This is a genomic window from Candidatus Chloroploca mongolica, from assembly GCF_004762035.2.
GTDB classification, from domain to species: Bacteria; Chloroflexota; Chloroflexia; order Chloroflexales; family Chloroflexaceae; genus Chloroploca; species Chloroploca mongolica.
Window position 1 is genome coordinate 48,178 of sequence record NZ_SIJK02000001.1, and the last position, 20,906, is coordinate 69,083.

Annotated in this window: 20 protein-coding genes; 10 read left to right on the top strand and 10 right to left on the bottom strand. The window is 59.2% G+C overall.

The window, feature by feature from the left end; genetic code table 11:
- Positions 1 to 14 precede the first annotated feature (14 nt).
- A complete protein-coding gene (gene trhA / locus EYB53_RS00215; protein ID WP_135475500.1) occupies positions 15 to 659 on the top strand; it encodes a PAQR family membrane homeostasis protein TrhA in 645 nt (214 codons plus the stop codon).
- 68 nt (positions 660 to 727) lie between these two features.
- On the opposite strand, the gene EYB53_RS00220 is transcribed toward trhA, so the two are convergent.
- On the bottom strand, positions 728 to 2,476 hold the full coding sequence (locus tag EYB53_RS00220; protein WP_135475503.1) for a universal stress protein: 1,749 nt from the start codon (positions 2,474 to 2,476) through the stop codon (positions 728 to 730).
- A gap of 320 nt (positions 2,477 to 2,796) precedes the next feature.
- Here EYB53_RS00220 and EYB53_RS00225 point away from each other — a divergent pair, with 320 nt between their 5' ends.
- Together EYB53_RS00225 and EYB53_RS00230 are read left to right on the top strand one after the other, a co-directional pair.
- Positions 2,797 to 3,429, top strand: coding sequence for a 4-vinyl reductase (locus EYB53_RS00225; RefSeq protein WP_097653504.1), 633 nt, complete (start codon positions 2,797 to 2,799; stop codon positions 3,427 to 3,429).
- Between the two features lie 251 nt (positions 3,430 to 3,680).
- The gene (locus EYB53_RS00230) at positions 3,681 to 5,495 is read left to right on the top strand and encodes an aldehyde ferredoxin oxidoreductase family protein (RefSeq protein ID WP_135475505.1); all 1,815 of its coding nucleotides are present in this window, start codon (positions 3,681 to 3,683) and stop codon (positions 5,493 to 5,495) included.
- Positions 5,496 to 5,680: 185 nt separating this feature from the next.
- On the opposite strand, the gene EYB53_RS00235 is transcribed toward EYB53_RS00230, so the two are convergent.
- The 3 genes from EYB53_RS00235 to EYB53_RS00245 are packed head-to-tail and all read right to left on the bottom strand — an operon-like array spanning position 5,681 to position 6,616.
- Positions 5,681 to 5,947, bottom strand: coding sequence for a MoaD-like domain-containing protein (locus EYB53_RS00235; protein ID WP_135475507.1), 267 nt, complete (start codon positions 5,945 to 5,947; stop codon positions 5,681 to 5,683).
- Positions 5,947 to 6,225: a ubiquitin-like small modifier protein 1 gene (locus tag EYB53_RS00240; protein ID WP_097653507.1), complete on the bottom strand. Its 279-nt coding sequence runs from the start codon at positions 6,223 to 6,225 to the stop codon at positions 5,947 to 5,949. The genes EYB53_RS00235 and EYB53_RS00240 overlap by 1 nt, the downstream gene beginning before the upstream one ends.
- 49 nt (positions 6,226 to 6,274) lie before the next feature.
- Entirely contained in the window at positions 6,275 to 6,616 is a 342-nt protein-coding gene (locus EYB53_RS00245; protein ID WP_135475509.1) for a hypothetical protein, read from the bottom strand.
- Between the two features lie 63 nt (positions 6,617 to 6,679).
- On the opposite strand from EYB53_RS00245, the gene EYB53_RS00250 reads away from it, so the two are divergent.
- Positions 6,680 to 7,960, top strand: coding sequence for an MFS transporter (locus EYB53_RS00250; RefSeq protein ID WP_135475511.1), 1,281 nt, complete (start codon positions 6,680 to 6,682; stop codon positions 7,958 to 7,960).
- On the opposite strand, the gene EYB53_RS00255 is transcribed toward EYB53_RS00250, so the two are convergent.
- Positions 7,945 to 8,247, bottom strand: coding sequence for a hypothetical protein (locus tag EYB53_RS00255; protein WP_135475513.1), 303 nt, complete (start codon positions 8,245 to 8,247; stop codon positions 7,945 to 7,947). The two genes, EYB53_RS00250 and EYB53_RS00255, sit on opposite strands and share 16 nt — an antisense overlap.
- A gap of 287 nt (positions 8,248 to 8,534) precedes the next feature.
- Here EYB53_RS00255 and EYB53_RS00260 point away from each other — a divergent pair, with 287 nt between their 5' ends.
- From EYB53_RS00260 to EYB53_RS00275, 4 genes are all read left to right on the top strand, one after another.
- The gene (locus EYB53_RS00260; RefSeq protein ID WP_135475515.1) at positions 8,535 to 9,077 is read left to right on the top strand and encodes a DUF7010 family protein; all 543 of its coding nucleotides are present in this window, start codon (positions 8,535 to 8,537) and stop codon (positions 9,075 to 9,077) included.
- A 35-nt stretch (positions 9,078 to 9,112) separates the two neighbouring features.
- Positions 9,113 to 9,745 carry a CPBP family intramembrane glutamic endopeptidase gene (locus EYB53_RS00265; RefSeq protein ID WP_135475517.1) on the top strand — a complete coding sequence of 211 codons (633 nt, stop codon included), beginning with the start codon at positions 9,113 to 9,115 and terminating at the stop codon, positions 9,743 to 9,745.
- A 7-nt stretch (positions 9,746 to 9,752) separates the two neighbouring features.
- On the top strand, positions 9,753 to 11,615 hold the full coding sequence (locus EYB53_RS00270) for an SLC13 family permease (protein WP_254150812.1): 1,863 nt from the start codon (positions 9,753 to 9,755) through the stop codon (positions 11,613 to 11,615).
- 321 nt (positions 11,616 to 11,936) lie between these two features.
- Positions 11,937 to 12,383 (top strand): universal stress protein, encoded by a 447-nt coding sequence (locus EYB53_RS00275; protein WP_135475519.1) that lies wholly within the window; start codon positions 11,937 to 11,939, stop codon positions 12,381 to 12,383.
- A gap of 96 nt (positions 12,384 to 12,479) precedes the next feature.
- On the opposite strand, the gene purM is transcribed toward EYB53_RS00275, so the two are convergent.
- The 5 genes from purM to EYB53_RS00300 all read right to left on the bottom strand — a co-directional run bounded on the left by purM (position 12,480) and on the right by EYB53_RS00300 (position 18,659).
- The gene (gene purM / locus EYB53_RS00280; RefSeq protein WP_135475522.1) at positions 12,480 to 13,496 is read right to left on the bottom strand and encodes a phosphoribosylformylglycinamidine cyclo-ligase; all 1,017 of its coding nucleotides are present in this window, start codon (positions 13,494 to 13,496) and stop codon (positions 12,480 to 12,482) included.
- Positions 13,489 to 14,511, bottom strand: a complete 1,023-nt coding sequence (gene hisG, locus EYB53_RS00285; protein ID WP_135475524.1) for an ATP phosphoribosyltransferase — start codon at positions 14,509 to 14,511, stop codon at positions 13,489 to 13,491. The genes purM and hisG overlap by 8 nt, the downstream gene beginning before the upstream one ends.
- Before the next feature lie 4 nt (positions 14,512 to 14,515).
- Positions 14,516 to 15,319, bottom strand: a complete 804-nt coding sequence (locus EYB53_RS00290) for a creatininase family protein (RefSeq protein WP_135475526.1) — start codon at positions 15,317 to 15,319, stop codon at positions 14,516 to 14,518.
- Between the two features lie 12 nt (positions 15,320 to 15,331).
- Positions 15,332 to 16,798: an ATP phosphoribosyltransferase regulatory subunit gene (gene hisZ, locus EYB53_RS00295; protein ID WP_371879043.1), complete on the bottom strand. Its 1,467-nt coding sequence runs from the start codon at positions 16,796 to 16,798 to the stop codon at positions 15,332 to 15,334.
- A 610-nt stretch (positions 16,799 to 17,408) separates the two neighbouring features.
- Positions 17,409 to 18,659, bottom strand: coding sequence for a calcium/sodium antiporter (locus EYB53_RS00300; RefSeq protein ID WP_135475528.1), 1,251 nt, complete (start codon positions 18,657 to 18,659; stop codon positions 17,409 to 17,411).
- 324 nt (positions 18,660 to 18,983) lie between these two features.
- Between EYB53_RS00300 and EYB53_RS00305 the strand changes: the two genes are divergently transcribed.
- Together EYB53_RS00305 and EYB53_RS00310 are read left to right on the top strand one after the other, a co-directional pair.
- Positions 18,984 to 19,133 carry a hypothetical protein gene (locus tag EYB53_RS00305; RefSeq protein ID WP_167857168.1) on the top strand — a complete coding sequence of 50 codons (150 nt, stop codon included), beginning with the start codon at positions 18,984 to 18,986 and terminating at the stop codon, positions 19,131 to 19,133.
- A gap of 288 nt (positions 19,134 to 19,421) precedes the next feature.
- Positions 19,422 to 20,894: a sensor histidine kinase gene (locus EYB53_RS00310; RefSeq protein WP_167857169.1), complete on the top strand. Its 1,473-nt coding sequence runs from the start codon at positions 19,422 to 19,424 to the stop codon at positions 20,892 to 20,894.
- Positions 20,895 to 20,906 lie beyond the last annotated feature (12 nt).

Sequence of the window (20,906 nt, forward strand, 5' to 3'; positions counted from 1 at the left end):
GAGGTGGCTCCACTATGCTCATGCTCGATTTGAAACATCAGCCGGAAGAGGTCGCAAACACGCTGACTCATGGTCTTGGGGCGATTGCGGGTGCCATTGGGGGCATTATCATCGTCGCTTTAGCGGCCCGCTCGGCGGACGTCTGGCAAGTAACGGGTGCGGTTGTCTACAGCCTCGCCCTGGTGTTGCTCTACGCTGCTTCGACGTTGTTTCATTGGGAGCAGGATAGCCGGATCAAGCGTCGGCTCGAAATTTTGGATCACTGTGCGATCTATGTCTTGATTGCGGGAACGTATACGCCCTTTCTGCTCGTAACGCTGCGGGATAGCATCGGTCCGGTGCTGCTCGCGGTCATCTGGACGCTGGCTGTAGCGGGGATTATCTTCAAACTGATCTTCAAGACCCGCTTTCGTCTGACCTCAACTTTGCTCTACATTGCGATGGGTTGGCTGATCGTTGTTGCGGCCGGACCAATGATCAATGCGCTGCCACTCTCGGTGCTCTTTTTCTTGCTCTTCGGTGGCATCGCATATACGGTTGGTACCTACTTCTTCTGTAATGAACGCCTACCCTACACCCATGCGATCTGGCACATCTTTGTGCTGGTTGGAAGTGTCTTTCATTTTGTCGCCGTCGCGACGCAGGTGGTGCCGAGTTAGAGGGTTTTCGCTCGCGTTCGTTTCGTTTTGGCGGCACAGCCGCCAAAACGAAACGAACCAAAAACGCATTATCGACAGATCAAGACGGGAAGTTGGCTCTGGCGCAAGACGTGATCCACCGTGCTGCCGATGACAATCTCGACTTCAGGGCGAACACTGTAGCCCCCAATGAAGATCAGGTTCGACCTGTGTTCATTCGCCGCACGGAGGATCGCTTCGGCAGCGGGGTGGCGGTCGATGACATAGCCCGCTTGAATGCCACGCTCTTCGAGATAGGCCTGCGCTTTGCCGATCGTTAGCCGCAGGTCATCGTTGGCTTCACGGGCCGTGACGACAACGAGCGAGAGTTGGTCGCGCAGCGCAAGATAGGCGGCAAGCATCAGGGCTTCATCGGCGCGCGGGCTGCCATCGTAGGCCACCAACCCGCGATTGAGGGGCGAAATATCGTCGGGAACCGTCAGCACTGGCTGCGGTGAGCGTTGAATCAGATCGCGTAACCCCGAGCGCATGCGGCCAAAGGGCTCGTCAGGGGTGGGATGGGCGAGGCTCATTACCACCAAATCGGCCCAGCGCGCGCGGGCGCAGATCTGCCGGGCGATGATACCGTGATCGACCACGAGTTTGCCAACGAGACCCTCTTCGGCGCAGCGTTGTTCAAAACGGTCGCGTATGCTCGCGATGGTGCGATCATCTGGTACTTCGTGATCCGGCGGGATCACGTGCAGGCCATACAATGACCCCCCGTCACGATGGGCGACGACGAGGGCCTGTTCGAGGGCGCGCCAACTCTCGGCCTCGCCATTGATTGGCACCAGGATAGTATGAAAGAGCTGCTTCGTGCGTTCGTCGGCCAGGCGTTGTCGCCGCCAGACGCCCGGTGGTGGCCCGTCGCGCATCTTTTCAGGCACAAAGGTCTTGACGAGGCGTTCACGCGCACGGGCAAAGATATGCCTGGGGCGTTGCCCGCGTTGACGAGTCAGATCGGCGGCAGCGGCGTTCAGGCCTACGGACCAGCCTACACTTGACTCGAGCGCCTGCTGATGACGGGCAATCCAGACATAGAGGTCAGTCTCGCTCCGTCCTGGAAAGTCACGCAATAGGCCGCGACTCTCAATCAGATCAATCGCTGGCAGATAGATCCGCTCGTACCACGAAATGGCGGCCTCTTCGAGCGTTGGCGCGGTTTCTGTCCGCAACGCGGTGCGATGGCGTTCCTGTTCAATCTGCGCGGCAATCAGTTGATAGGCCCCTGGCGCACTCACCCGCAGATCAAGTTCTGGATAGACCATATCCAGACGGGTTGCCTCCATCAACTTGGTATATTCACTCGCAATAATCAGATCATCGGGCGTCACATCGGGGGTGAGCATCACCCGCGAGGGCACCTCGGTGACGTGGGCGAGCAGATGGTCAATGCCAAGCTCGCGGGCCACCGAGACCCGGTGATTACCGTCTTTGACAAAATAGACGCCGCCAAGCTCATAGACATCAATCGGGGGCAAGAGTTTGCCTTCACCCATAGCCGCTCGGACATTGGCCCAGCGCGTTTCGTGGGAATGCTGGCGCGGCAAAAAGTGACGCGTAAAATCGTGGTAGCGTCCAACACTACCGACAATCGCCTCGATGGGGATTTCACGCAGGCCGCGTACAGCCCAGCCCTGTTCCCCGATGCGGCGATGGACCTCTTCGAAGTCAAGGAGATCGTCTGGCTCACCCGTCATCCAGGCCAGCAAATCATCAACTAGGGCACGGCGCCGTGCCCGCCGAAACTCCTCAATCGCGGCCAGTCGCTGCTGTTCGCGCTCCTCCAGTCCCATGCTCAACCTCTCTTGACAGATTCTTCACTGAATCTGGCACTCTGCGTTATACTATAGCCAGACGCCGGGCGACCTTGCCTGAGCGCTGGCACGCGCTTGTTATTCTAGTAGCATGATACACGGTTCGTGCAACCATTCAAGCTCCACACGTTCTGGTTTCCCATGTGGCAAAAAGATGCGAATCAGTGTAGTATCCTAAGCAGTGAAATGTATGCCCATCACCGACGAAACGGTAACCATCGGATGAACAGTATGTATCATAGGCATAGCCCTGGCGTGGGGAAGAGCAGGTGCCTATGACAGGAGGAGCAGGTACGCCCATGAGCAACATCGACCAATTTCGCGGCCTCACCTTCATGAATAAGATTGGCTATCTCTATTACCTCTCGCTTGAAGAAGTGATGGGAGCCAACGGAGTGAAGGCCGTCCTTCGTCTAGGCAATCAACCGCAGTATCTCGATGCCTACCCGCCGAGTGATTTCAAACGGGCGTATCCCTTTGAGGCACAGGCCGCGACGTCGCAAGCGCTCCATACGATGTATGGCCCGCGTGGTGCCCGTGGCCTCGAGTTGCGTGCCGGTCGGGTTGCCTTCAATCTTGGCCTCAGAGAGTTTGGTCCTCTGCTCAGCGTCTCCGATCTCGCGATGAAACTGATGCCTCCTTCAATGAAGCTGAAGATCATCCTGAATGCGGTGACCCAGGTTTTTGATCGTTTTACCGATCTTAGACCGCATATCAAAGAGGAAAAGACCGAGTTTATCTATCACATTACCCAGTGCTCGAACTGCATTGCCCGTGATCCTGCACCGAATTTTTATCTTGCCCGTGGCATTCTCGAAGAGTCGGCGGCCTGGGCGAGTGGCGGCAAGCGCTTTCAGGTTGAACAGTGTACCTGTATGGGCCAGGGCGCAGAAACATGTGCCTTTAAAATTGGTAAAGAACCACTCACGTAATTGTATTGACAACCCTGGCTTGCATAAGGCATAATTAGCACTACACGCGAAGTATTATCGTCTGGCCCTGTCGTATCCTGAAGATTCCTGTTGTGTTGGGAAAGGCGACCAGTCTTGCTGACATGGTCTCCTGTTCCAACGCCGGGTTGTTCGGGCCGCTTACAGTTTGCCGTAGATGAAAGCGCGTTTGGCATGATGTAACTGATAGCGTGGTTGCTGTCACCTAGTTACAAGATTCAAGGAGGAATTGTATGCTTGGAGGGTTTGCCAATCGGATCGCCCACGTTGACCTCACGAATCGTACCGTTGAATATCGCGCCATCCCCGATGACTGGGCTCGCCTCTATATCGGTGCGCGTGGCCTCGCTGTCCGCTATCTGTTTGAGAATGGTCCCCAGGTTGAGCCGTTTAGCCCCGAGAATATGCTCTGCTTTATGAATGGGCCGCTCACTGGTACCGATGCGAATATGAGCGGGCGTCAGGCCGTGGTGACCAAGTCGCCACTCACTGGCACCGTGACCGATAGCCATATCGGTGGCTGGTCAGCCGCCCGGATGCGCTGGGCGGGTTTTGATGGCCTGGTGATTACCGGCAAGGCCGATGCTCCTGTCTATCTCTATCTGGAGAACGGTGAGGTTTCGATCCGCGATGCCAGCGATCTCTGGGGCAAGGGTATTCACACGGTGATCCCGATGCTCAAGGAGCGGTACGGTGAGAAGGATCTGAGTGTGATGGCGATCGGCCAGTCAGGTGAGAATCTGATCCGCTATGCTGGATGGGTCAATGAGAATGACCGCGCTGCCGGTCGCGGTGGTACCGGTGCGGTCGGTGGTAGCAAGCATCTCAAGGCTATTGTGATCAAGGCTGCGCGGGCAATTCCCAAGGCCGATGATCGCGAGGCCTGGAAACTCGCCCATAAGCGTGCGCTCGCAACGATTATGGACGAGAAGAATATTACGAGCCCCCGCAAGGGTGGTCTTTCGGTCTATGGTACCAATGTGTTGATGAATATCACCAATACAATCGGTGCCTTGCCGGCTTTTAATAGCCAGAAAACTTCCTTTGGCAACCGTGCCGAATTGATCAGCGGTGAGTATGTCAATGACAATATTCTCGTTGATAATCCCACTTGCCACGCCTGCCCGGTTGCCTGCAAGAAAGAGGTTGAGATCAAGGAAGGTCCGTGGAAGGGCCTGCGCATGGAGAGTGTCGAGTATGAGCCGGCCTGGGCCGTCGGTGCTAACTGTGGCCTCGATGATATCAATACGGTCGCCAAGTTGATCGATCTCTGCAATGACCACGGGATGGATCCGATTGAGCTCGGCAATGTCTTTTCGTGTTATATGGAGTGTTGCGAGCGTGGCTATGCCAATGGCGGCGGCCCGCTGCTTTGGGGCGACGCGATGGCGATGGTCGAGATGACGACGAAGATTGCGCTGCGTGACGGTGTCGGCGACATTCTCGCCGAGGGCACCGCCCGCGTGGCCGCCCACTACAACCATCCCGAGCTGAGCATGACGGTCAAAGGCCAGGCCATTCCTGCCTATGACCCCCGTGGGCTCAAGGGCATGGGCATTGCCTATGCGACGAGCAACCGTGGTGCCTGTCACCTCCGCGCCTATACGCCCGCCAGTGAGCTTGGCGTTATTCCGCTCAAGACCGATCCGCTGGCATGGAAGGGCAAGGGTGAACTCACCAAGCTGTTCCAGGATCTGCACGCCTTCTCGGATAGCCTCGATCTCTGCAAGTTCAGTGCGTTTGCGGAAGGTGCCGAAGAGTATGCCGCCCAGTATTCGGCCTATGTCGGGGTTCCGTTCACGGTCGAGGATGTGCTCGTCGCTGGCGAGCGCATCTATAACCTCGAACGCCGCTTTAATAACCTCGCCGGAATCGCCGAGGGCAGCGACTATCTGCCTGATCGCTTCACGAAAGAGCCGTCGACCTCGCCTGGTTCCGAAGGCCATGTCTGCGAGCTTGATCTGATGCTTGAAGAGTACTATACCGCCCGTGGCTGGGTCAATGGCGTGGTGCCCGAGGCCAAGCTGCACGAGTTGCAGGTCGTCTAAGCCTTCTGCGTATGCTCACATGACAAAACGGCCAGCAACGCTGGCCGTTTTGTCATGTGAGCATACGGTTTCAGGGCGCTTGCTCGTTTACGCTCAGCGGAGTGCCGACTTCAGTCGGCTGAGCGGGAAGCCGACTGAAGTCGGCACTCCGCGTCGAGGGTAGCGCCGAAGCTGCTTTGCGCTGCTTATCCTCCGCCGCGGGTCTGGAGTTTCACTGTCAGGCCCTCGCGGATCGGTTGCAGGGCGTTGATATCGCCTTCAAACGCGATGTAGACCTGCCCGATACGGAGCGAACCTACCTCGTAGTCATGCAGTTGCGTCAAGTAGGCATACCAGTCTGGGCCACGCACGGCGTAATCGCCTTCCAGCGTGCCTCCAAGCTCTTCGAGATATGCACGCAAGAGCCAAAGGGGGACGGCCCGAATTGGTTCGTCGAAATTGATCGTATTCATTATCCTCCTGCCACCGCCGGAAAGACATCAATGACATCTTCGGCGGTGATTGTTGCCTCCATGCCCCCGTCGCGGTATGGTGCATCGCGACCGTTAATAAAGACATGCACATGTTGATAGAGTTCGCCATGCTCATCGAGCAGTTGTTCGCGCAGGGGCGGCCATTGCTCCACGAGGCTGGTGACTAGTTCGCGTACGGTGACACCCTCCTCAAGCGGTAGTTCCACCGTACGCCCCCCCACGATTGGACGTAGCGTTGCGTAGAAGTTAATTTTCATGGTATGCCTCCGGCTGGGAGTTTCGTTGATACTTGGCAAAACATTGCCCTCAGGCAGACGAAGGTGCCGCAGCCACGACGGCTGCCACCAGTTTGGCAAGTTCCTCTTCCCAGAGGTGCCGAACGGGATCGGTCATGGTGCGTCCGTGTGTATTGATCCGGAAGATGACGGCCATCACGGCGGTTTCGGGTTGTTGTGGCCGAACCTCCACCTCGACGGCGACTGACCACTGGTCGAGTGATGGCTCTAGCTCGGTAAACTGGCGCTGGTCGCGGACAAAGCCGTTCCCCCACCATTTGCGCCGATAGCCCGCGTTGCGCAGATACGCAACGGCCCGTTGATAGGCCACGGGCGCAGGCATGGGCAATTCACGGATGGTGTGGAGTTCCATCGGACGGTCTTTTCTGGTACTATCCTATCCTACCTGTGTATTATACCTGGATCTCTCACATATATGCAGCTTCATCGTGCCGCTCGACGTTATTTGCTCGCGACCGCCTTGCTCACCACCGGTCTAGCGATCCGGATGCTCTTTTTGAATCTGTTGCTGGTCGAGCTTGGCTATGATCGTCAAACGGTAGCCTTACCATTGATCAGCGATCTACCGTTGCTCGGGCTTTTCAACAGTCTCCCGGTGGTGGCGGGGGTGCTGAGCAGCTTGCCGCTCTGGTGGCTGGTCACCCGTACCGGCCCGGTGGTTGGACTCTTTGTGGGCGGGGTGCTCTTTGCGGTGTCGCTGGTGCTGACGGCGAGTTCGATGGCACCGGTACCGCTGGCGCTGGGCCTTGCGCTGGGTGGCCCTGCCTCGGTGCTCGCGACCGTCAGTGCGGCCCCGTTTATGATGCGCTATAGTGCTGATGCCCCTGGGCGCAATCGGCTCTTTGCGCTCAACGCCGGCTTTGCGCTTGGCTTTGCGGGGCTGGGTAGCCTGGTGGGCGGTTTGCTGCCGGGGGTGGCGGTGGTTCTGCTCGATCTTCTCCCACAGAGCGCGGCGGCATACCAGGCGACCTTTGCTGTGGCAAGCATTATTGGGGTCATTGGGGTCTGGCCACTCGCCCTGAATCTGCGTGAAGGTGACCGGGTTGCTACGACCGATCGTCTGCCACTGGCGACATCGCGTGAGACGCCGTCGCCCAGGAAGCTCGGGGTGTTGCTGGCGGAAGGTCGCACCTTGCTGGTGGCAGGCCGGTATGCATTGCCATTCCTAATCTCGCCGCTGCTCATCTCAACCGGGGCAGCTTTGCTGATCCCCTTTCTCAACCTCTACTTTCGGCAGCAATTTGGGGCCTCTGACGCTGCCCTCGGCTTCATCTTTGCCGTGATCGGCATAGGCACAGGTGTTGCGACCCTGGGGGCACCCTGGCTCGCGCGGTACCTGGGGCAAATGGGCAGTGTCATTGCCACACAGCTTCTAGCGATACCGTGCCTAATCATGCTTGGCCTAGCCCCGACCCTTGGCCTGGCCTTTATCGTTGCGTTCGTGCGGGCCGCCCTGATGAACATGGCCTCACCGCTCTACGATGTCTATGCGATGGAACGCACCCCGGAAGCGGCGCGGCCCATCGTGATTGGCCTGATCAAAGGCGCTTTCGCGGCTGGCTACCTCTTTGGCCCACCGATCAGCGCCCAGGTGCAACGTGACCATGGCTTCGGGCCGCTCTTCATCGCCACCGCGATCCTCTACGCCTGCGCGGCCCTGGTCAATCTTGGGTTGCGGCATTATATCGAGGCCTGATCGCCTCGGTGCGGGGCGAATTTCAGCAGGCCATTGCCCAAATCACCGCTGCTCAGGCACAGATCCACCACCTTGGCAAAAGCCCCGGCCAGTCGCAGCCCTTGTTCGATGACAACGGGCAATCGCTCGAAGGTAGTCTGGCAGAGAAACTCTGTGTCGAGATCAACGGTGTTGAGCAACTGGCGTATGAATATGCTCTGGTATACTACAGACAACACGGCGACCTGCGCATGGTGCGCATGCTGGAAGCCCCCCGCCGACCATGGCGAGCCCGCTCCCGACTGCATAGGAAGCGCTGCGCGACGAATACATGCACCGAACTGGCATCGGCACCACCCGCACAATGACCTCGGTCATCACGGGCATTTTTTTGCCCTCTTGGCAATTCCGCGAGTACATGTTGGCAGAAAAGGTCAACCTGTGGCGCGGCAAGGTCTACTCACGTTTATGCGACTTTGGCCTGTGGGATTACTATGCTCGCCACCGACTTGAACCAGGTGGTGACTGAACTGGATGTCCTGGTCTATTTCTTCTACGGCCAATACGACTACACCTGCGCCATGGAGATAAAACAATGAAGATCACAGACTGTCAACGTGAAATGCGTTCTGCCTTTTTGGGTGGATTTGCCGGGCAACTGGTTTCCGGCATTATCTGGCTCGTTGCCGCCGCGCTTGGAACCTGGCTCGCGCCGAGGGCCGGCATGATAGCGCTCTTTTTTGGCAGCATGGCTCTCTTCCCGCTCACCCAACTCGGTGTGCGCCTACTCGGGCGCCCCGGCAAAGTCAGCCCGGAGAATGGACTGTGGTCGCTCGGTACACAGGTCGCGTTTACCGTGCCGCTCAACTTCCTGCTCGTTGGCGCAGCCACGCTCTACCGCGAGAACTGGTTCTTCCCAGCAGCGATGGTCGTAGTTGGCGCACATTACCTTCCCTTCATCACGCTGTACGGCATGAAGGTGTTTGGCATCCTGGCCGGGTTGCTGGTTGTCACTGGGGCCGGGCTAGCGCTCTATGGGCCGGACATGTTCAGCCTGGGCGGTTGGGTAACGGCTGTGCTCCTCATCGCTTTTGCCTTCATCGGACGGCATCTCATCTTGCGCGAGGAGCAGCAATGATACATTTCATCTCATTCTCCGGAAAGATTTGACTTATGAAAATCAATCGCATCCTTTTTGAGACCATTGCTGTAACTGCTATTACTCTTTTGGGAATGCTGCTCATCCCGTCGGCAAAAACGTTGTTTGCGCTTGTGCCGGTCGCGTACCTGCTGATCGAGCGCCATCTGCGTAAGCGCAGTTGGGGCGAGTTAGGCTTTAACCTCCGCACGTTTTGGGACGATTTGCGCGCCAATTGGATGCTGTTCATCCTGTTGGGCTTTGTTATTCAACCCCTGGTTGCCCTGTGGGCAAAGGCATACTTCCCATCTTTTTTGGCGCATGTCCAGGATCGCCTGCCCTTTGAAACGGGGATCTCTTGGGGTGTTTTGCTCCCATTGTTGGCATTTTCCCTGATTGGCGAGGAGATGACCTACCGGACGCTCATTCAGGGCAGGCTGACTCCGTTTATCGGAATTCCGGCAGCAATCGGGGTGGCTTCGCTCCTGTTTGGGTTGGCGCATTTTGCCCCCGGGCCGGGACTCATCGTTTTGACGGACATCGGCCTGATTGTCGTTGATTCGATTTTGTATGGCATCATGTTTGCCCGCCGTAATAACCTGTGGGTGGTCTGGCTGGCGCACCTGCTGGGCGATATCTTTGGGCTTTTAGTGTTGATGTCCGTGTGAGGAGAACATGATGACCAGTGACATTCTCATTGTACTCAGTATTCTTTTGGCAACGATCATTCTTTTTGTTAGTGATCGTTTGCGTTTGGATGTGGTGGCGCTGCTTGCGCTGCTCGCGCTTACCCTGACCGGTATCCTGACCCCTGCTGAGGCGTCGGCAGGGTTTGGCGATACGGTCGTGATCCTGATTGCGGCCCTTTTTGTGGTTGGTGAGGCGTTGTTGCAGACGGGGGTGGCGGCTTCGATTAGCCGCTGGCTCGGGCGGGTTGCCGGGACGAGTGAGTTACGCATTATTGTGATGTTGATGGTGGTGGTGGCCCCGCTCTCGGCGTTTATCAGTTCGACCGGGACGGTGGCGATTATGCTACCGGTGGTGGTCGCGCTTGCCCGGCGCGCTCGCATTAGCCCCTCGCGCTTGCTGATCCCGATGGCGTATGCGGCGCTCATCGGCGGCATGTTGACGCTGATTGGAACCCCACCGAATCTTGTTGCGAGTGAAGCTCTGGCGAATGCAGGGCGTGATCCATTTGGCTTCTTTAGTTTTACGCCGATTGGCCTGCTTGTTTTGGGGGTGGCGATCATCTTCATGGCCCTGGCCGGGCGTCATCTGCTCCCTACCAGAGTTCAGCCGCCCGCAGATGCACCTGATGCGCGCAATGATGCGGTTACATCCGCTGAGTTGATTGATGCGTATGCCGTGAAGGATGATCTTGTCTCGCTGCGTGTTCGTCCAACGTCACCCTTGATTGGCAAGAGTGTCGTCGAGAGCACGTTGAGCACAGCGTACGACGTGACGTTGCTGGCTTCGTATCCGTGGCAGAATGATCGTGCGCAGCCAGGCAAAGCCCGGGCGGTCAATGCCAATACACGGTTTGCGGCAGGCGATCTGCTGGATCTGCAAGCGCCGACGGCTCAGGCCGAGCGGATGGCGACGGAACTTGACCTGGATGTGTTGCCTTCGCCCCTCGAGAGCGGCCATTTGAACACAGGGCTGTTGGTCGTCGAAGTAGCCCTGACGCCACGTTCGAGCTTTCTTGGGCGCTCGGTGGTGGATCTGGCGGTGCGCAGTCGTTTCGGGGTCAATGTGCTTGGTGTGCAACGCCTGGGGCAGCCGCTCAAGGGTGCTTTTGCCCAGGAACAACTGCGTTTCGGGGATACGTTGCTGGTCGCCGGACCAATGGTGACACTCGCCCCGCTTGTGCGTGATCAGCGCTACTACGGTGATTTTGTGATTGCGGCGGTGCCGCCCGAACTCGAGGCCGAACAAGAGACAACCATGGCTCCGCAGGCCCCTGTTGCGATCATCATTACCCTCTTGATGCTGATCGTGATGGCTGGAGGATGGGTGCCGACGATGACGGTTGCACTGCTTGCGGCAGTGGCCCTGGTGCTGACGGGTTGCGTCAAAGTCACGGAGGTCTACAAACGCATGAGTTGGGAGAGTCTGGTCTTGATTGCGGCGATGCTGCCGATGGCAACGGCGCTGAACAAGACGGGAGGCACGTCGCTGATTGCCGGGGGCATTGTCGAGACGATCGGCCCGCTCGGGCCACTGGCGCTGATCGTAGGGATGTTCTTGCTCACCACCATCTTCAGTCAGTTCATCTCGAATACGGCGACGGCGGTGCTGATGATGCCGATTGCGCTCGAAGCCGCCAGCCGGCTTGGCATTGGCCCCGAACCGCTCTTGATGACCGTTGCAATTGCCGCCTCGACCGCCTTTGCCACCCCGATCGCCTCACCTGTCAACACCCTGGTGCTGACCCCGGGTGGGTATCGTTTTGCCGACTATGCGCGGGCGGGCCTCCCCTTGCAACTGCTGGTGCTGGTGATCTGCATGATCTTTGTGCCACTTCTGTTTCCGTTTTAGGCCCGACGTAGTGCCGACTTCAGTCGGCTGAGGCCGACTGAAGTCGGCACTACGTCGGGCACAAACTGTCAAGTGCCTACGAACCTTGTCAAAGGCGCAAAGCTGGGTATGGAGATCCATCAAACCTTCGCGCCCTAGCGCCTTTGCGTCAAGACGGATCAACCTTAGCGGTGAGGCTCTATCTTTGTGAAACTCGTACTGGTATAATGTCAATGGAGGGTAGATTGATCTTCCGGAATTATTCCTGGCAAGGGAGCCTGGATGAAGCCTTCGCTACATGCGCTGTTGCGGTAGCGAGTACCGGTTTATCAGAGAGGCCTTATGTACAATCACATTCTTGTTCCCCTGGATGGTTCGCCGCTCGCTGAGCAGGTTCTACCTCACGTGCGAGCTCTTGCCGCTGCTGGACTAGCGTCGAAGGTGACGTTGATGCGCGCCGTTCCCCGCGAATACCCCGATGTCACTGAAAGCGCGACGAAAACCACCGAGTTCGTTGATCCGATGAAAAAACTGCTCAACGATGCTCATTCTTATCTGTCTGACCTTATCGGCCCGTTACGTGATGAGGGCTTACAGGTCGGAACCGAGGTCTTGATCCGTTATCCTGCCGATGCGATCCTTGAGTTTGCCGAGAGCGAAGGCGTTGATCTAATCGCTCTGGCAACGCATGGTCGGGGTGGCCTTGGCCGCTGGATCTATGGCAGCGTCACGCAGAAGATTATGCAGACAACGCCGGTTCCGATGCTGGTTGTTCGTCCCCAGGCCTGAGCAGCTTACTCCTGAAATGCGTGAAAACGACCAGCTTTGCTGGTCGTTTTCACGCATTTCGCTATCAGTGCTCACGGCGCTTGCTGTGGCGTTCCTTCAATCCACCAAGACAACTTCCGCCCGGTCAGTGATGACCCCAACGTGACATGCCTCGGGCACCGCCGCAAGCGCCGCAGAGACCTCTTCTGGGGCAAGCACAACGAGCATGCCCAGGCCCATGTTGAGGGCATGATAGGCTTCGTGCTCGGCCAGGCGGCCCTGTTCGACCAGATAGGTGAAGATCGGCGGGATGGGCCATGTGCCACGCGTGATGGTCGCGCCCAGTCCTTTGGGGAGGATGCGCGGCAGGTTGTCGAAGAGTCCGCCCCCGGTGATGTGGGCCAAGCCTTTGACCGTCACGGCGTTGCGGAGCGCCTCAACTTCGCGGAGATAACAACGATGCACTGCCAGCAGCGCCTCGCCGATGCTGGCACCGCCGAGCACGGCAGGGCGGGCGGCGTAGCCATCGCGGGCAGCGATGCGCCGCGCCAGTGAGTAGCCGTTGGTGTGCAGGCCCGTCGAAGGCAACGCCAGCACCGCATCGCCCGGCGCAAGGTCGGTGCGGGGCAATAAGCGTGCTCGCTCCACAACACCAACAATCGTCCCGGCTAGGTCAAAGGCCCCTTCCACATAAACATCCGGCATCTCGGCGGTCTCGCCGCCAAGCAACGCGCACCCCGTGGCGCGACACGCCGTGGCGACGCCCTCGACGATGGTGGCGATCTGGACGGGATCGAGGCGGGCCGACGCGACATAATCAAGAAAAAAGAGCGGTCGTGCGCCCTGGACAAGAATGTCGTTGATACAGTGATTGACCAGATCCTGCCCGACCGTCTCGTACCGCCCAAGGGCCGTTGCGACGAGGGTCTTGGTTCCTACGCCGTCGGTACTGCTGACCAGCACGGGCTCGCGCAGGCCTTGCAGGGCGACACCGGCATCAAAACAACCGCCAAACGCTCCCATCCCGGCCAGCACTGCCGGGCTATGGGTCGAACGTACGGCTGCGCCCATCAACGCTTTGGCCATGGTTGCAGCCGCAAGATCCACTCCCGCGTCACGATAGGTCTCAGACATCCTGGCGTTCCTCGCTGAGAGCCGTGCGCAGACGGGCAAACGCCTCGCTTTCGGCTTTGAAGACGTGTTGCACCTGGACGGTACTGATGCTCACGGCACCAATGTTGCGCAGGTGTTGAACTGCGGGCAACAACTCGTCCTGGGGCACCACAACATTGACGGCATACCAGCGTGGTGCCGCCTGTTCGTCATCGAATTTGCTCCAGACCGGGGCAATTGTCGGGCCTTGCAAGCCGGCAAGTTCAATGCGGGCAGTCACCTGGCGCCCCACGCTCTCGATCGACGCACCAGGCAGGTTAGCGGTCAACGAATAGAAGAGGCGCCCCTGCCGTCGGCCTTCGATCAACTCGAGCAACTGACGCACCAGCGCGAGTTTGCCTTGGTCATTGCGCAGCGTGCGCCGACTGCCCACCAGCACCGCCTGTGAGCGCAAGATCGTACCGCCGACGATCTTGAGCCGGTTATCGCGAATAGCCGTGCCTGTTTCGGTAATATCGGCAATAATATCGGCGTAGCCCAGGCCAGGGGCCGCCTCGGTTGACCCTTGCGAGTCGATCAGGTCAAAATAGTTGATGCCCTGTTGATGACAGAAACGCCGGATAATCTCGGGATACTTGGTAGCAATCCGCAAACGCCGCCCCTGCCCGCGCAGCTCCATCGCCAAATCGGCGAGATCTTGCCACGAACTGACATCAACCCAGCCTTGCGGCACCGCAAAGACCAGTTCGGCGCGCCAGAAGCCAAGATCATCGTAGATCGTCAGCAAAGTGGGATCATCACCGCGCTGTTCCACCACCAGATCGTACCCCGTAATACCGAGATCAATGCTGCCTTCGGCAACCTTTTCGACAATATCGGCAGGACGATGGAGCAAAACTTCGGTATCAGGGAGGCCGCGGAGCGTCGCGGTATACTGGCGCGGATTCGCCCGTACGACCCGCAGGCCACAACTCTCAAGCAGACTCAACGTCGCATCATAGCCACGGCCCTTGGAAGGAATCGCAAATCGCAGCATGGAATCATTCACCTTGCGTCAATGCGGCCCACCAGTGTGCAGTTACCTGGGCAGGATCACTACCATAGCGGGCAAGAAAAGCTTGATAACGCTCGTGGCGTTGTTCGTACAGGGCGGTCAACTGGGCGGGATCATTGCGTTTTACGAGATCTTGCACGGCAGCAACGATCCGTTCGACCGCAAGGTTCAGCGCGCTGGTACCCAGCGTTGCTGCTGCGGTATAGCGGGGATCGCGCCCGACGACCCCACTGGTGCCTGGTTGCAAGGGCTGATCGCCAAGCATTGCAAGGTCAACCAGATCTGGCCGCAGGGCGAGCAAGAGCGAGGTTCCCCAGAGGCCACCGTGGTCAAGCATCGCTTCGTCAACCAGGGCCAGCGGCGTGATCGCCAGGACAAGTACCTGATGCTGATGCAGCGCACGCTGGGCCGCCTCCATCATGAACCGATCGTGGCTATAGCCATAGTGACCATTGAGCACCACAATCACGCGCCATCCTGTGGCCGCCAATTGGCCCAGCAGATCATCGAGCACCAGATTGAGCGTCGTTGGGTTGAACGTGAGGTTGTCGGGATGCGGAATACCATCACTGGCCCAGTTCATCGTTGGCAATAAGACGCCCCCGGTACGCTGCACGGCACGTTCTGCCATCGCTTCGATGACCAGCGTATCAAGGCCAAAGGGCAGATGCGGCCCGTGCCACATCAGACTCCCCCAGGGCAGATAGATCACGGGAATCGCGGCACGGATCGCGGCGAGTTGAGCCGGAAGCAATTGATTGTAGCGACCCCAGGGGGGCTTCTCGGCCATCGTGCCCTCTCCTTAGCCTGCTTGTCCCATGCGCGCCAGGTCGTCAAGGCTCATCTTCTGCTCGTGATGCCGAGCCAGTTCACGCCAGACCAGCGTCTGGTTCTGGCGTTCTTCATGCCCGACGATCACCACAACGTCAACGCCCCGGCGTGCTGCATCGCTCAGATTGCGCCCCACGGCGCGCCCACGCAGATCAACGGTGACAATCATGTTCTGGGCACGCAATTGCCGCGCCACCTGCTGGGCATAGCCATAATCATCATCGGTAACCGGTGCCACCAGGACGTGCTGACGGCGACTGGGGGGAGGCGTGAGCTTGCTAGCAGCGACGACACGTTCGAGGCCATAGGCAAAGCCAACCGCAGGAACGCGCCCGCGCCCACCGAGGGCAGCGACCAGATCATCATAGCGCCCACCACCACACAGTTGCAGACCGCTGGCATCATCAATCTCAAAGATCATGCCGCTATAGTAGTGCAACCCGCGCCCCAACCCGGCCTCAATCCGGATGTGTTCGGCGTCAAGCCCGTGCGCCTCGAGCAGTTCAACCAACGCCCCCAACTCCTGGTAGGCGGGTGCTTCAAGGTTATACTCGCTGAGCATCGCGGCCATGGCAGGCATTGCGGTCGCGGGTGGACCACTGAGGCTCGTCAAGTGGGTGAGGATTGTCAGGGCGTGGTCAATCGCCGCCTGTTCGTCGCGGCGGCGCAACTTGCGCAACAAGCGTGCCACAATCTCTTCAGGATGGCGCGTGCCCGTACTGAGGTCAAGTTCCATCATGCGGAGCGTCTGAAGCAACCAGGCGGCTGATTGGCTCTCGTCGATCCCGGGAGGCAACTCGAGGCCTGCCGGTATTTCGCTATTGTCTTCATGCAACCGTTCACGGATGACCTCGGGGCCGCGGGTGCGGAGGCGATCAAGCCCCCAGACCAGAATGCCCTGCGTACGTTCGGTGAGGCCGAGTTGGGCAAGGATTTCGCGCACGAGACCGACATGGCCAATCAGCACACGGTAGTCGTTGATCCCCACAGCCTCAAGGCCCGCGCATGCCACAGCGAGTGCCTCGGCATCAGCGCGCGGGGCAGGGCCACCAATGATCTCGCCCCCGATCTGGGTAAACTGGCGATACGTGTGGCGTTGTGGGCGTTCATAACGAAAGACCGGCCCGCTATAACTCAGACGTAGCGGCAGGGGTTGATCCTGCAAATGGGCCACATAAGCCCGCAGGACTGAGGCTGTCCATTCAGGCCGCAGGGCGAGGTCGCGCCCACCAAAGCTAAACTCATAGACCTTGCCGGCCAGTTCCTCACCGAGCTTGCGTTGATAGAGATCGCGGTGTTCGATGATCGGCAGATCAACGGATGCATAGCCATAGGCCTCAAGGATTGCCTCGATGTGCGAACGCACCCGTATGGCCTCACCCTGGGCAGCAGGAAGCAGATCACGCATCCCGCGAACGACCTCAAGCGTACCACTCACAGCATCTTCCTCTTCGCTAACGCCCTCACAGCCGCAAGAAGTATAGTACGGTTAGCTTTTCAGCGCAAGGGAAGTTCCTTCGGGTCAGCATCAATCGGTGAGCAGATTTCAACCAACGGGCCATCTGGGCAGCGGACATACGAGACCACTTGGCCCCACGGCTTCGTCTCAGGCGCTTTCAGCTCGGTCGCACCCGCAGCCAGGGCTTTCGTGTGGGCGTCAGCGACCGGGGCGTCACCAGCGCAACTTCAACGCCAAGGGGTGTCCTGGATCCGCTTGCCGCAACAAACCCGTTGGACAGATTCATGTGCCCCAAGGCATGCGATGCGCACGCAAGCGGAGTTGCTCCCGTCTCAAGTTCGCCGTAGTCGCCAGACGCGTGAAGAAAGCGTCGTGCGAGCCCAAAGGCACGCTCAAAGAAGGCCAACGATGCACCGACATTGGGAACATATCTGCGCTACCTGTATCCGCGAGGGCCATTGTACCATCTGGCTCAAAAGATGGGAAGCTGCGAGACGATGCTCTTGCAGGGCGATGACCTCAAACGCACGAGCGCACAAGTCACGCTGTCATCCGTCAGACCTCGCAGGTCTAGCAGACGTGCGAGGTCTCACAGCGTTAGTTTTGCGGTATTGCGAAAAAACTGCACACTGGTCCAGACCAGTGCCACGGCGACCACGGACAACACCAGTAGCATCGTGTTCTGGAACGTTTCGCGGGCCGGGTTGTTGGTGGCCACCAGGATCAGGAACGCGGTGTACGCAACGTAGCTGCCCAGGAAGAAGACGCCCTCCCAGCGAGCGATGGTGAACCCTGTGAAGAAAATTGGCAGGCAGGCCACCGCGACGGCGATCATGATCGGCAGATCAAAGCTGATCACCTGTGGGTTCACGTTCAGCCCGCCCGGCGTCACGATTGCCGAGAGGCCAAGAATGCCGAGAATGTTGAAGATATTCGAACCGACAATGTTGCCGATGGCGATGTCGCGCTCCTTGCGAATGGTGGCGATGATCGAGGTGGCGAGCTCGGGTAATGAGGTACCAGCGGCGACGATCGTCAGGCCGATGATCAGGTTGCTGACGCCAAGGCTGCGGGCGATCGTCGTTGAGGAGTCGATCAGGTAGTCTGCACCGAGCATCAGGATGCCGAGGCCTGCGATGATAAAGCCGACCTGGTGGGCAATGTCGCCGCCCTTTGTGGTGCCGCTTTTGCCGAAGAGCGAGCCGGCGATGAAGAGCACCGTGCCTACGGTGAGCAAGCCGACCACTGCTACATTGAACCAGCCGAAGAAGAAGCCCGCCACGGCCAGAGCTAGCACTGCTACTGCCCCACCAAGCCAGAGGGGACTCTTCGCGGCGATGGTATCGATCGTCACCGACTCCTCGGTGTCCTTCGCAGACGCCGTCTCCTTGCGGCTCGCGATCACTGACCAGCCAGTGTAGCCGACGATGCCAGCGAAGAGCAGCATGCCGTCTAGCAGGCCGATCTTGCCGTCGAAGGCCAGGAGCAGCAGCAGGAAGGAGATGACGATCATGATCGGCACCTCGCGGCGCACCAGTTGCCGCGAGACCAGCAGCGGTAGGATCAGCGTGCAGACACCGAGGATGAGCAGCACGTTGAAGATGTTCGAACCCACCACATTGCCAACAGCGATGTCGGGGTTGCCCGCGAGGCCCGCCTGGATGCTCACCGCCAGTTCGGGCGAGCTCGTGCCGAAGGCCACCACGGTCAGTCCAATTACCAGGGGCGAGATACCAAAGACCGTGGCGACACTCGACGCGCCCCGTACCAGCAACTCGCCGCCCACCACCAGCAGTGCCAGCCCGGCCAGCAGCATCAGCAGGATCGTAAACCAGTCCATATTCAAGTCTCCTCTCAATCGAGATGCGCGTTCACTTGGAGGAGCGGGGCCGGGTGCGCGCATCGCCTTGGCCCCACTGGATACATTTTCTTACGACCGCGCCATAAGCCGAGCCTCTGACCAAGTATACGGCCAGTGCGCCCTCCTCAACGTTTGGAAAGCATTTGCTGCCAAGGTGTGCAGGCCCAAATGGTTCCCAAATACCGGGTAGTGCGCTAGAAGCGTATACTCGTAAACGAACTTCGTACCTAGCGGCCTTGTTACCCGTAGGAACGCGGTCGGTGCGCAAGGTATGTGAACGATTGACAAGAAAGGGTGATCATAATGCGTATCCAGAAACAGCAGCAGGCTAGGGGCCGCAGTCAGACCCGCAAAAGCGCTACTCTTAGCCTGACCATTCTGGCCCTCACGATCACATTGGTCGCGATTGGCCTCGCCGCATTTGCGATGGATCTGCTCTTCCGCACGCTCTGAGTCCTTAGACCTGGTTTCAGAAGGGCCGGATCAGCTTGACCCTCGACGCGGAGTGCCGACTTCAGTCGGCTGAACTGGAAGCCAACTGAAGTCGGCACTCCGATGAGCGTAAAGGGTGTCAGCATCGTTCGCCACCACGTGGTGTGCCCTGGGAGTGCCGGCTTTAGCCGGCTAAAGCCGGCACTCCGAAGCAAACCGTTGACTTTTCAGACAGCCTCTTCGGAAATAATCCGGTATGCGCAACACGGGCGAGACCTCACAGATCTGCCTGACGGTATAATAGGGAGTATGGCTATCCCTCGTGTTACCGCGCTTCAGCGGGCAGCCGCGTCAATGGTACGCGCCCCGCTCGCCCAGGTTGTGATCAGTATCGCAGCGATTGGTCTCATCACGATCCTGATGCTTCAACAACAGGACGTGATCCACTCGGCCACTGCGGCACTGATCTATATGCTTGTGGTGCTATTGAGTGCCATGCGCTTTGGGCACCACGCCAGCCTGTCGGGTGCTCTGCTCGCCTCGCTCGCCTTTAGCTACTTCTTCGTCCCGCCCTATGGTGGGTTCGCCCTCACCTCACTCGAAAGTGGCGTGCGGCTCGGGGTCTTTCTGAGTGTCGCACTGCTGGTCAGTGGGTTGGCGAGTGCGGCCCGACGTCAGGCGCTGATCGCCGAACGCCGCACCAGCGAACTGAGTGCCCTCTATCAGCTCAGTCAGGCGCTAAGTGCCGAGTTGACCCAGGAGCGCATCCCACCAATCGTCGCCCGGATGACGCCTCAAATCCTCGCTGTACCCGCATGTCAGGTACTACTCGCTGAGGCAGGCGACGCGCCGCCCCCACCCGACCTCGCCGGGGACTACGAGGATGTGCCATTGTACGCCGAACAGCGCCAGATTGGCGTGCTCCGCGTGCGTCGCCCGGTGACCGGTATCCCCTACAACGCAAGCGAGCACGAGTTGCTGGCTACCATCGCTGCCCAGGTGAGCCTGGTGATCGAGCGAGTACGGCTGAGCGAGATGGCCGGGCAGGCCCGCGCCCTGGCAGAGTCCGACCGGTTGAAGTCGACGCTGCTCTCGCTCGTCTCGCACGATCTGCGCACCCCCCTGGCCGTCATCAAGGGCCTGGCGACCAGCCTGCTCGACCCGGCGGTGTTATGGAGCGACGCCCAGCGCCGCGAGTTGCTGGACACGATCAGCGTCGAGACCGACCGGCTCAACCGGATCGTCGGTGATCTGCTTGAGATGTCACAGATCGAGGCGGGGGCTATTCCTCAGTCCCGGTCTTTGCACGACCTTGACGAACTGATCGGCACCGTGGCTGGGGAGTTGGCCACCCGGCATCCGGGCACCCAGTTGATCCTCGGGGTGCCCGACGACCTGCCCTGGGTGCGGATCAGCTATGGCCAGATCGAACACGTGCTGCGGAACCTGCTCGAGAATGCAGCCGCCTATGCTCCAGTGGGGAGCTTGATCGAAGTTGCGGCGCAGGTCGAGGGGCAGCAGATCCGCGTGGAAGTGCGCGATCGGGGGCCGGGGGTACCTGATGCGCTGCGCGAGCGCATCTTCGAGAAGTTTGTGCGCGCTGCGGCAGCCGAGCGTCACGCGGCGGGCACCGGCTTGGGCCTGGCCATCTGCAAGGGGCTAGTCGAGGCCCACGGCGGAGCGATCTGGGTGGAGGCGCGGCCCGGTGGCGGGGCGGTGTTTGCCTTCACACTGCCGGTCGCCAGCCGGCAAATCACGCCGCCTCGGGCGGGAATCGCATAGTGGAGGAGTCGG

Coding starts and splice junctions, on each gene's coding strand:
- EYB53_RS00230 (WP_135475505.1), top strand. CDS start 3,681: ATGCTTGGAGGGTTTGCCAATCGGATCGCCCACGTTGACCTCACGAAT.
- EYB53_RS00300 (WP_135475528.1), bottom strand. CDS start 18,659: ATGGACTGGTTTACGATCCTGCTGATGCTGCTGGCCGGGCTGGCACTG.
- EYB53_RS00290 (WP_135475526.1), bottom strand. CDS start 15,319: ATGGCCGAGAAGCCCCCCTGGGGTCGCTACAATCAATTGCTTCCGGCT.
- purM (WP_135475522.1), bottom strand. CDS start 13,496: ATGTCTGAGACCTATCGTGACGCGGGAGTGGATCTTGCGGCTGCAACC.
- EYB53_RS00245 (WP_135475509.1), bottom strand. CDS start 6,616: ATGGAACTCCACACCATCCGTGAATTGCCCATGCCTGCGCCCGTGGCC.
- EYB53_RS00260 (WP_135475515.1), top strand. CDS start 8,535: ATGAAGATCACAGACTGTCAACGTGAAATGCGTTCTGCCTTTTTGGGT.
- EYB53_RS00240 (WP_097653507.1), bottom strand. CDS start 6,225: ATGAAAATTAACTTCTACGCAACGCTACGTCCAATCGTGGGGGGGCGT.
- hisG (WP_135475524.1), bottom strand. CDS start 14,511: ATGCTGCGATTTGCGATTCCTTCCAAGGGCCGTGGCTATGATGCGACG.
- EYB53_RS00250 (WP_135475511.1), top strand. CDS start 6,680: ATGCAGCTTCATCGTGCCGCTCGACGTTATTTGCTCGCGACCGCCTTG.
- EYB53_RS00270 (WP_254150812.1), top strand. CDS start 9,753: ATGATGACCAGTGACATTCTCATTGTACTCAGTATTCTTTTGGCAACG.
- EYB53_RS00305 (WP_167857168.1), top strand. CDS start 18,984: ATGCGTATCCAGAAACAGCAGCAGGCTAGGGGCCGCAGTCAGACCCGC.
- EYB53_RS00265 (WP_135475517.1), top strand. CDS start 9,113: ATGAAAATCAATCGCATCCTTTTTGAGACCATTGCTGTAACTGCTATT.
- EYB53_RS00275 (WP_135475519.1), top strand. CDS start 11,937: ATGTACAATCACATTCTTGTTCCCCTGGATGGTTCGCCGCTCGCTGAG.
- EYB53_RS00235 (WP_135475507.1), bottom strand. CDS start 5,947: ATGAATACGATCAATTTCGACGAACCAATTCGGGCCGTCCCCCTTTGG.
- EYB53_RS00220 (WP_135475503.1), bottom strand. CDS start 2,476: ATGGGACTGGAGGAGCGCGAACAGCAGCGACTGGCCGCGATTGAGGAG.
- EYB53_RS00255 (WP_135475513.1), bottom strand. CDS start 8,247: ATGCAGTCGGGAGCGGGCTCGCCATGGTCGGCGGGGGGCTTCCAGCAT.
- EYB53_RS00310 (WP_167857169.1), top strand. CDS start 19,422: ATGGCTATCCCTCGTGTTACCGCGCTTCAGCGGGCAGCCGCGTCAATG.
- EYB53_RS00225 (WP_097653504.1), top strand. CDS start 2,797: ATGAGCAACATCGACCAATTTCGCGGCCTCACCTTCATGAATAAGATT.
- trhA (WP_135475500.1), top strand. CDS start 15: ATGCTCATGCTCGATTTGAAACATCAGCCGGAAGAGGTCGCAAACACG.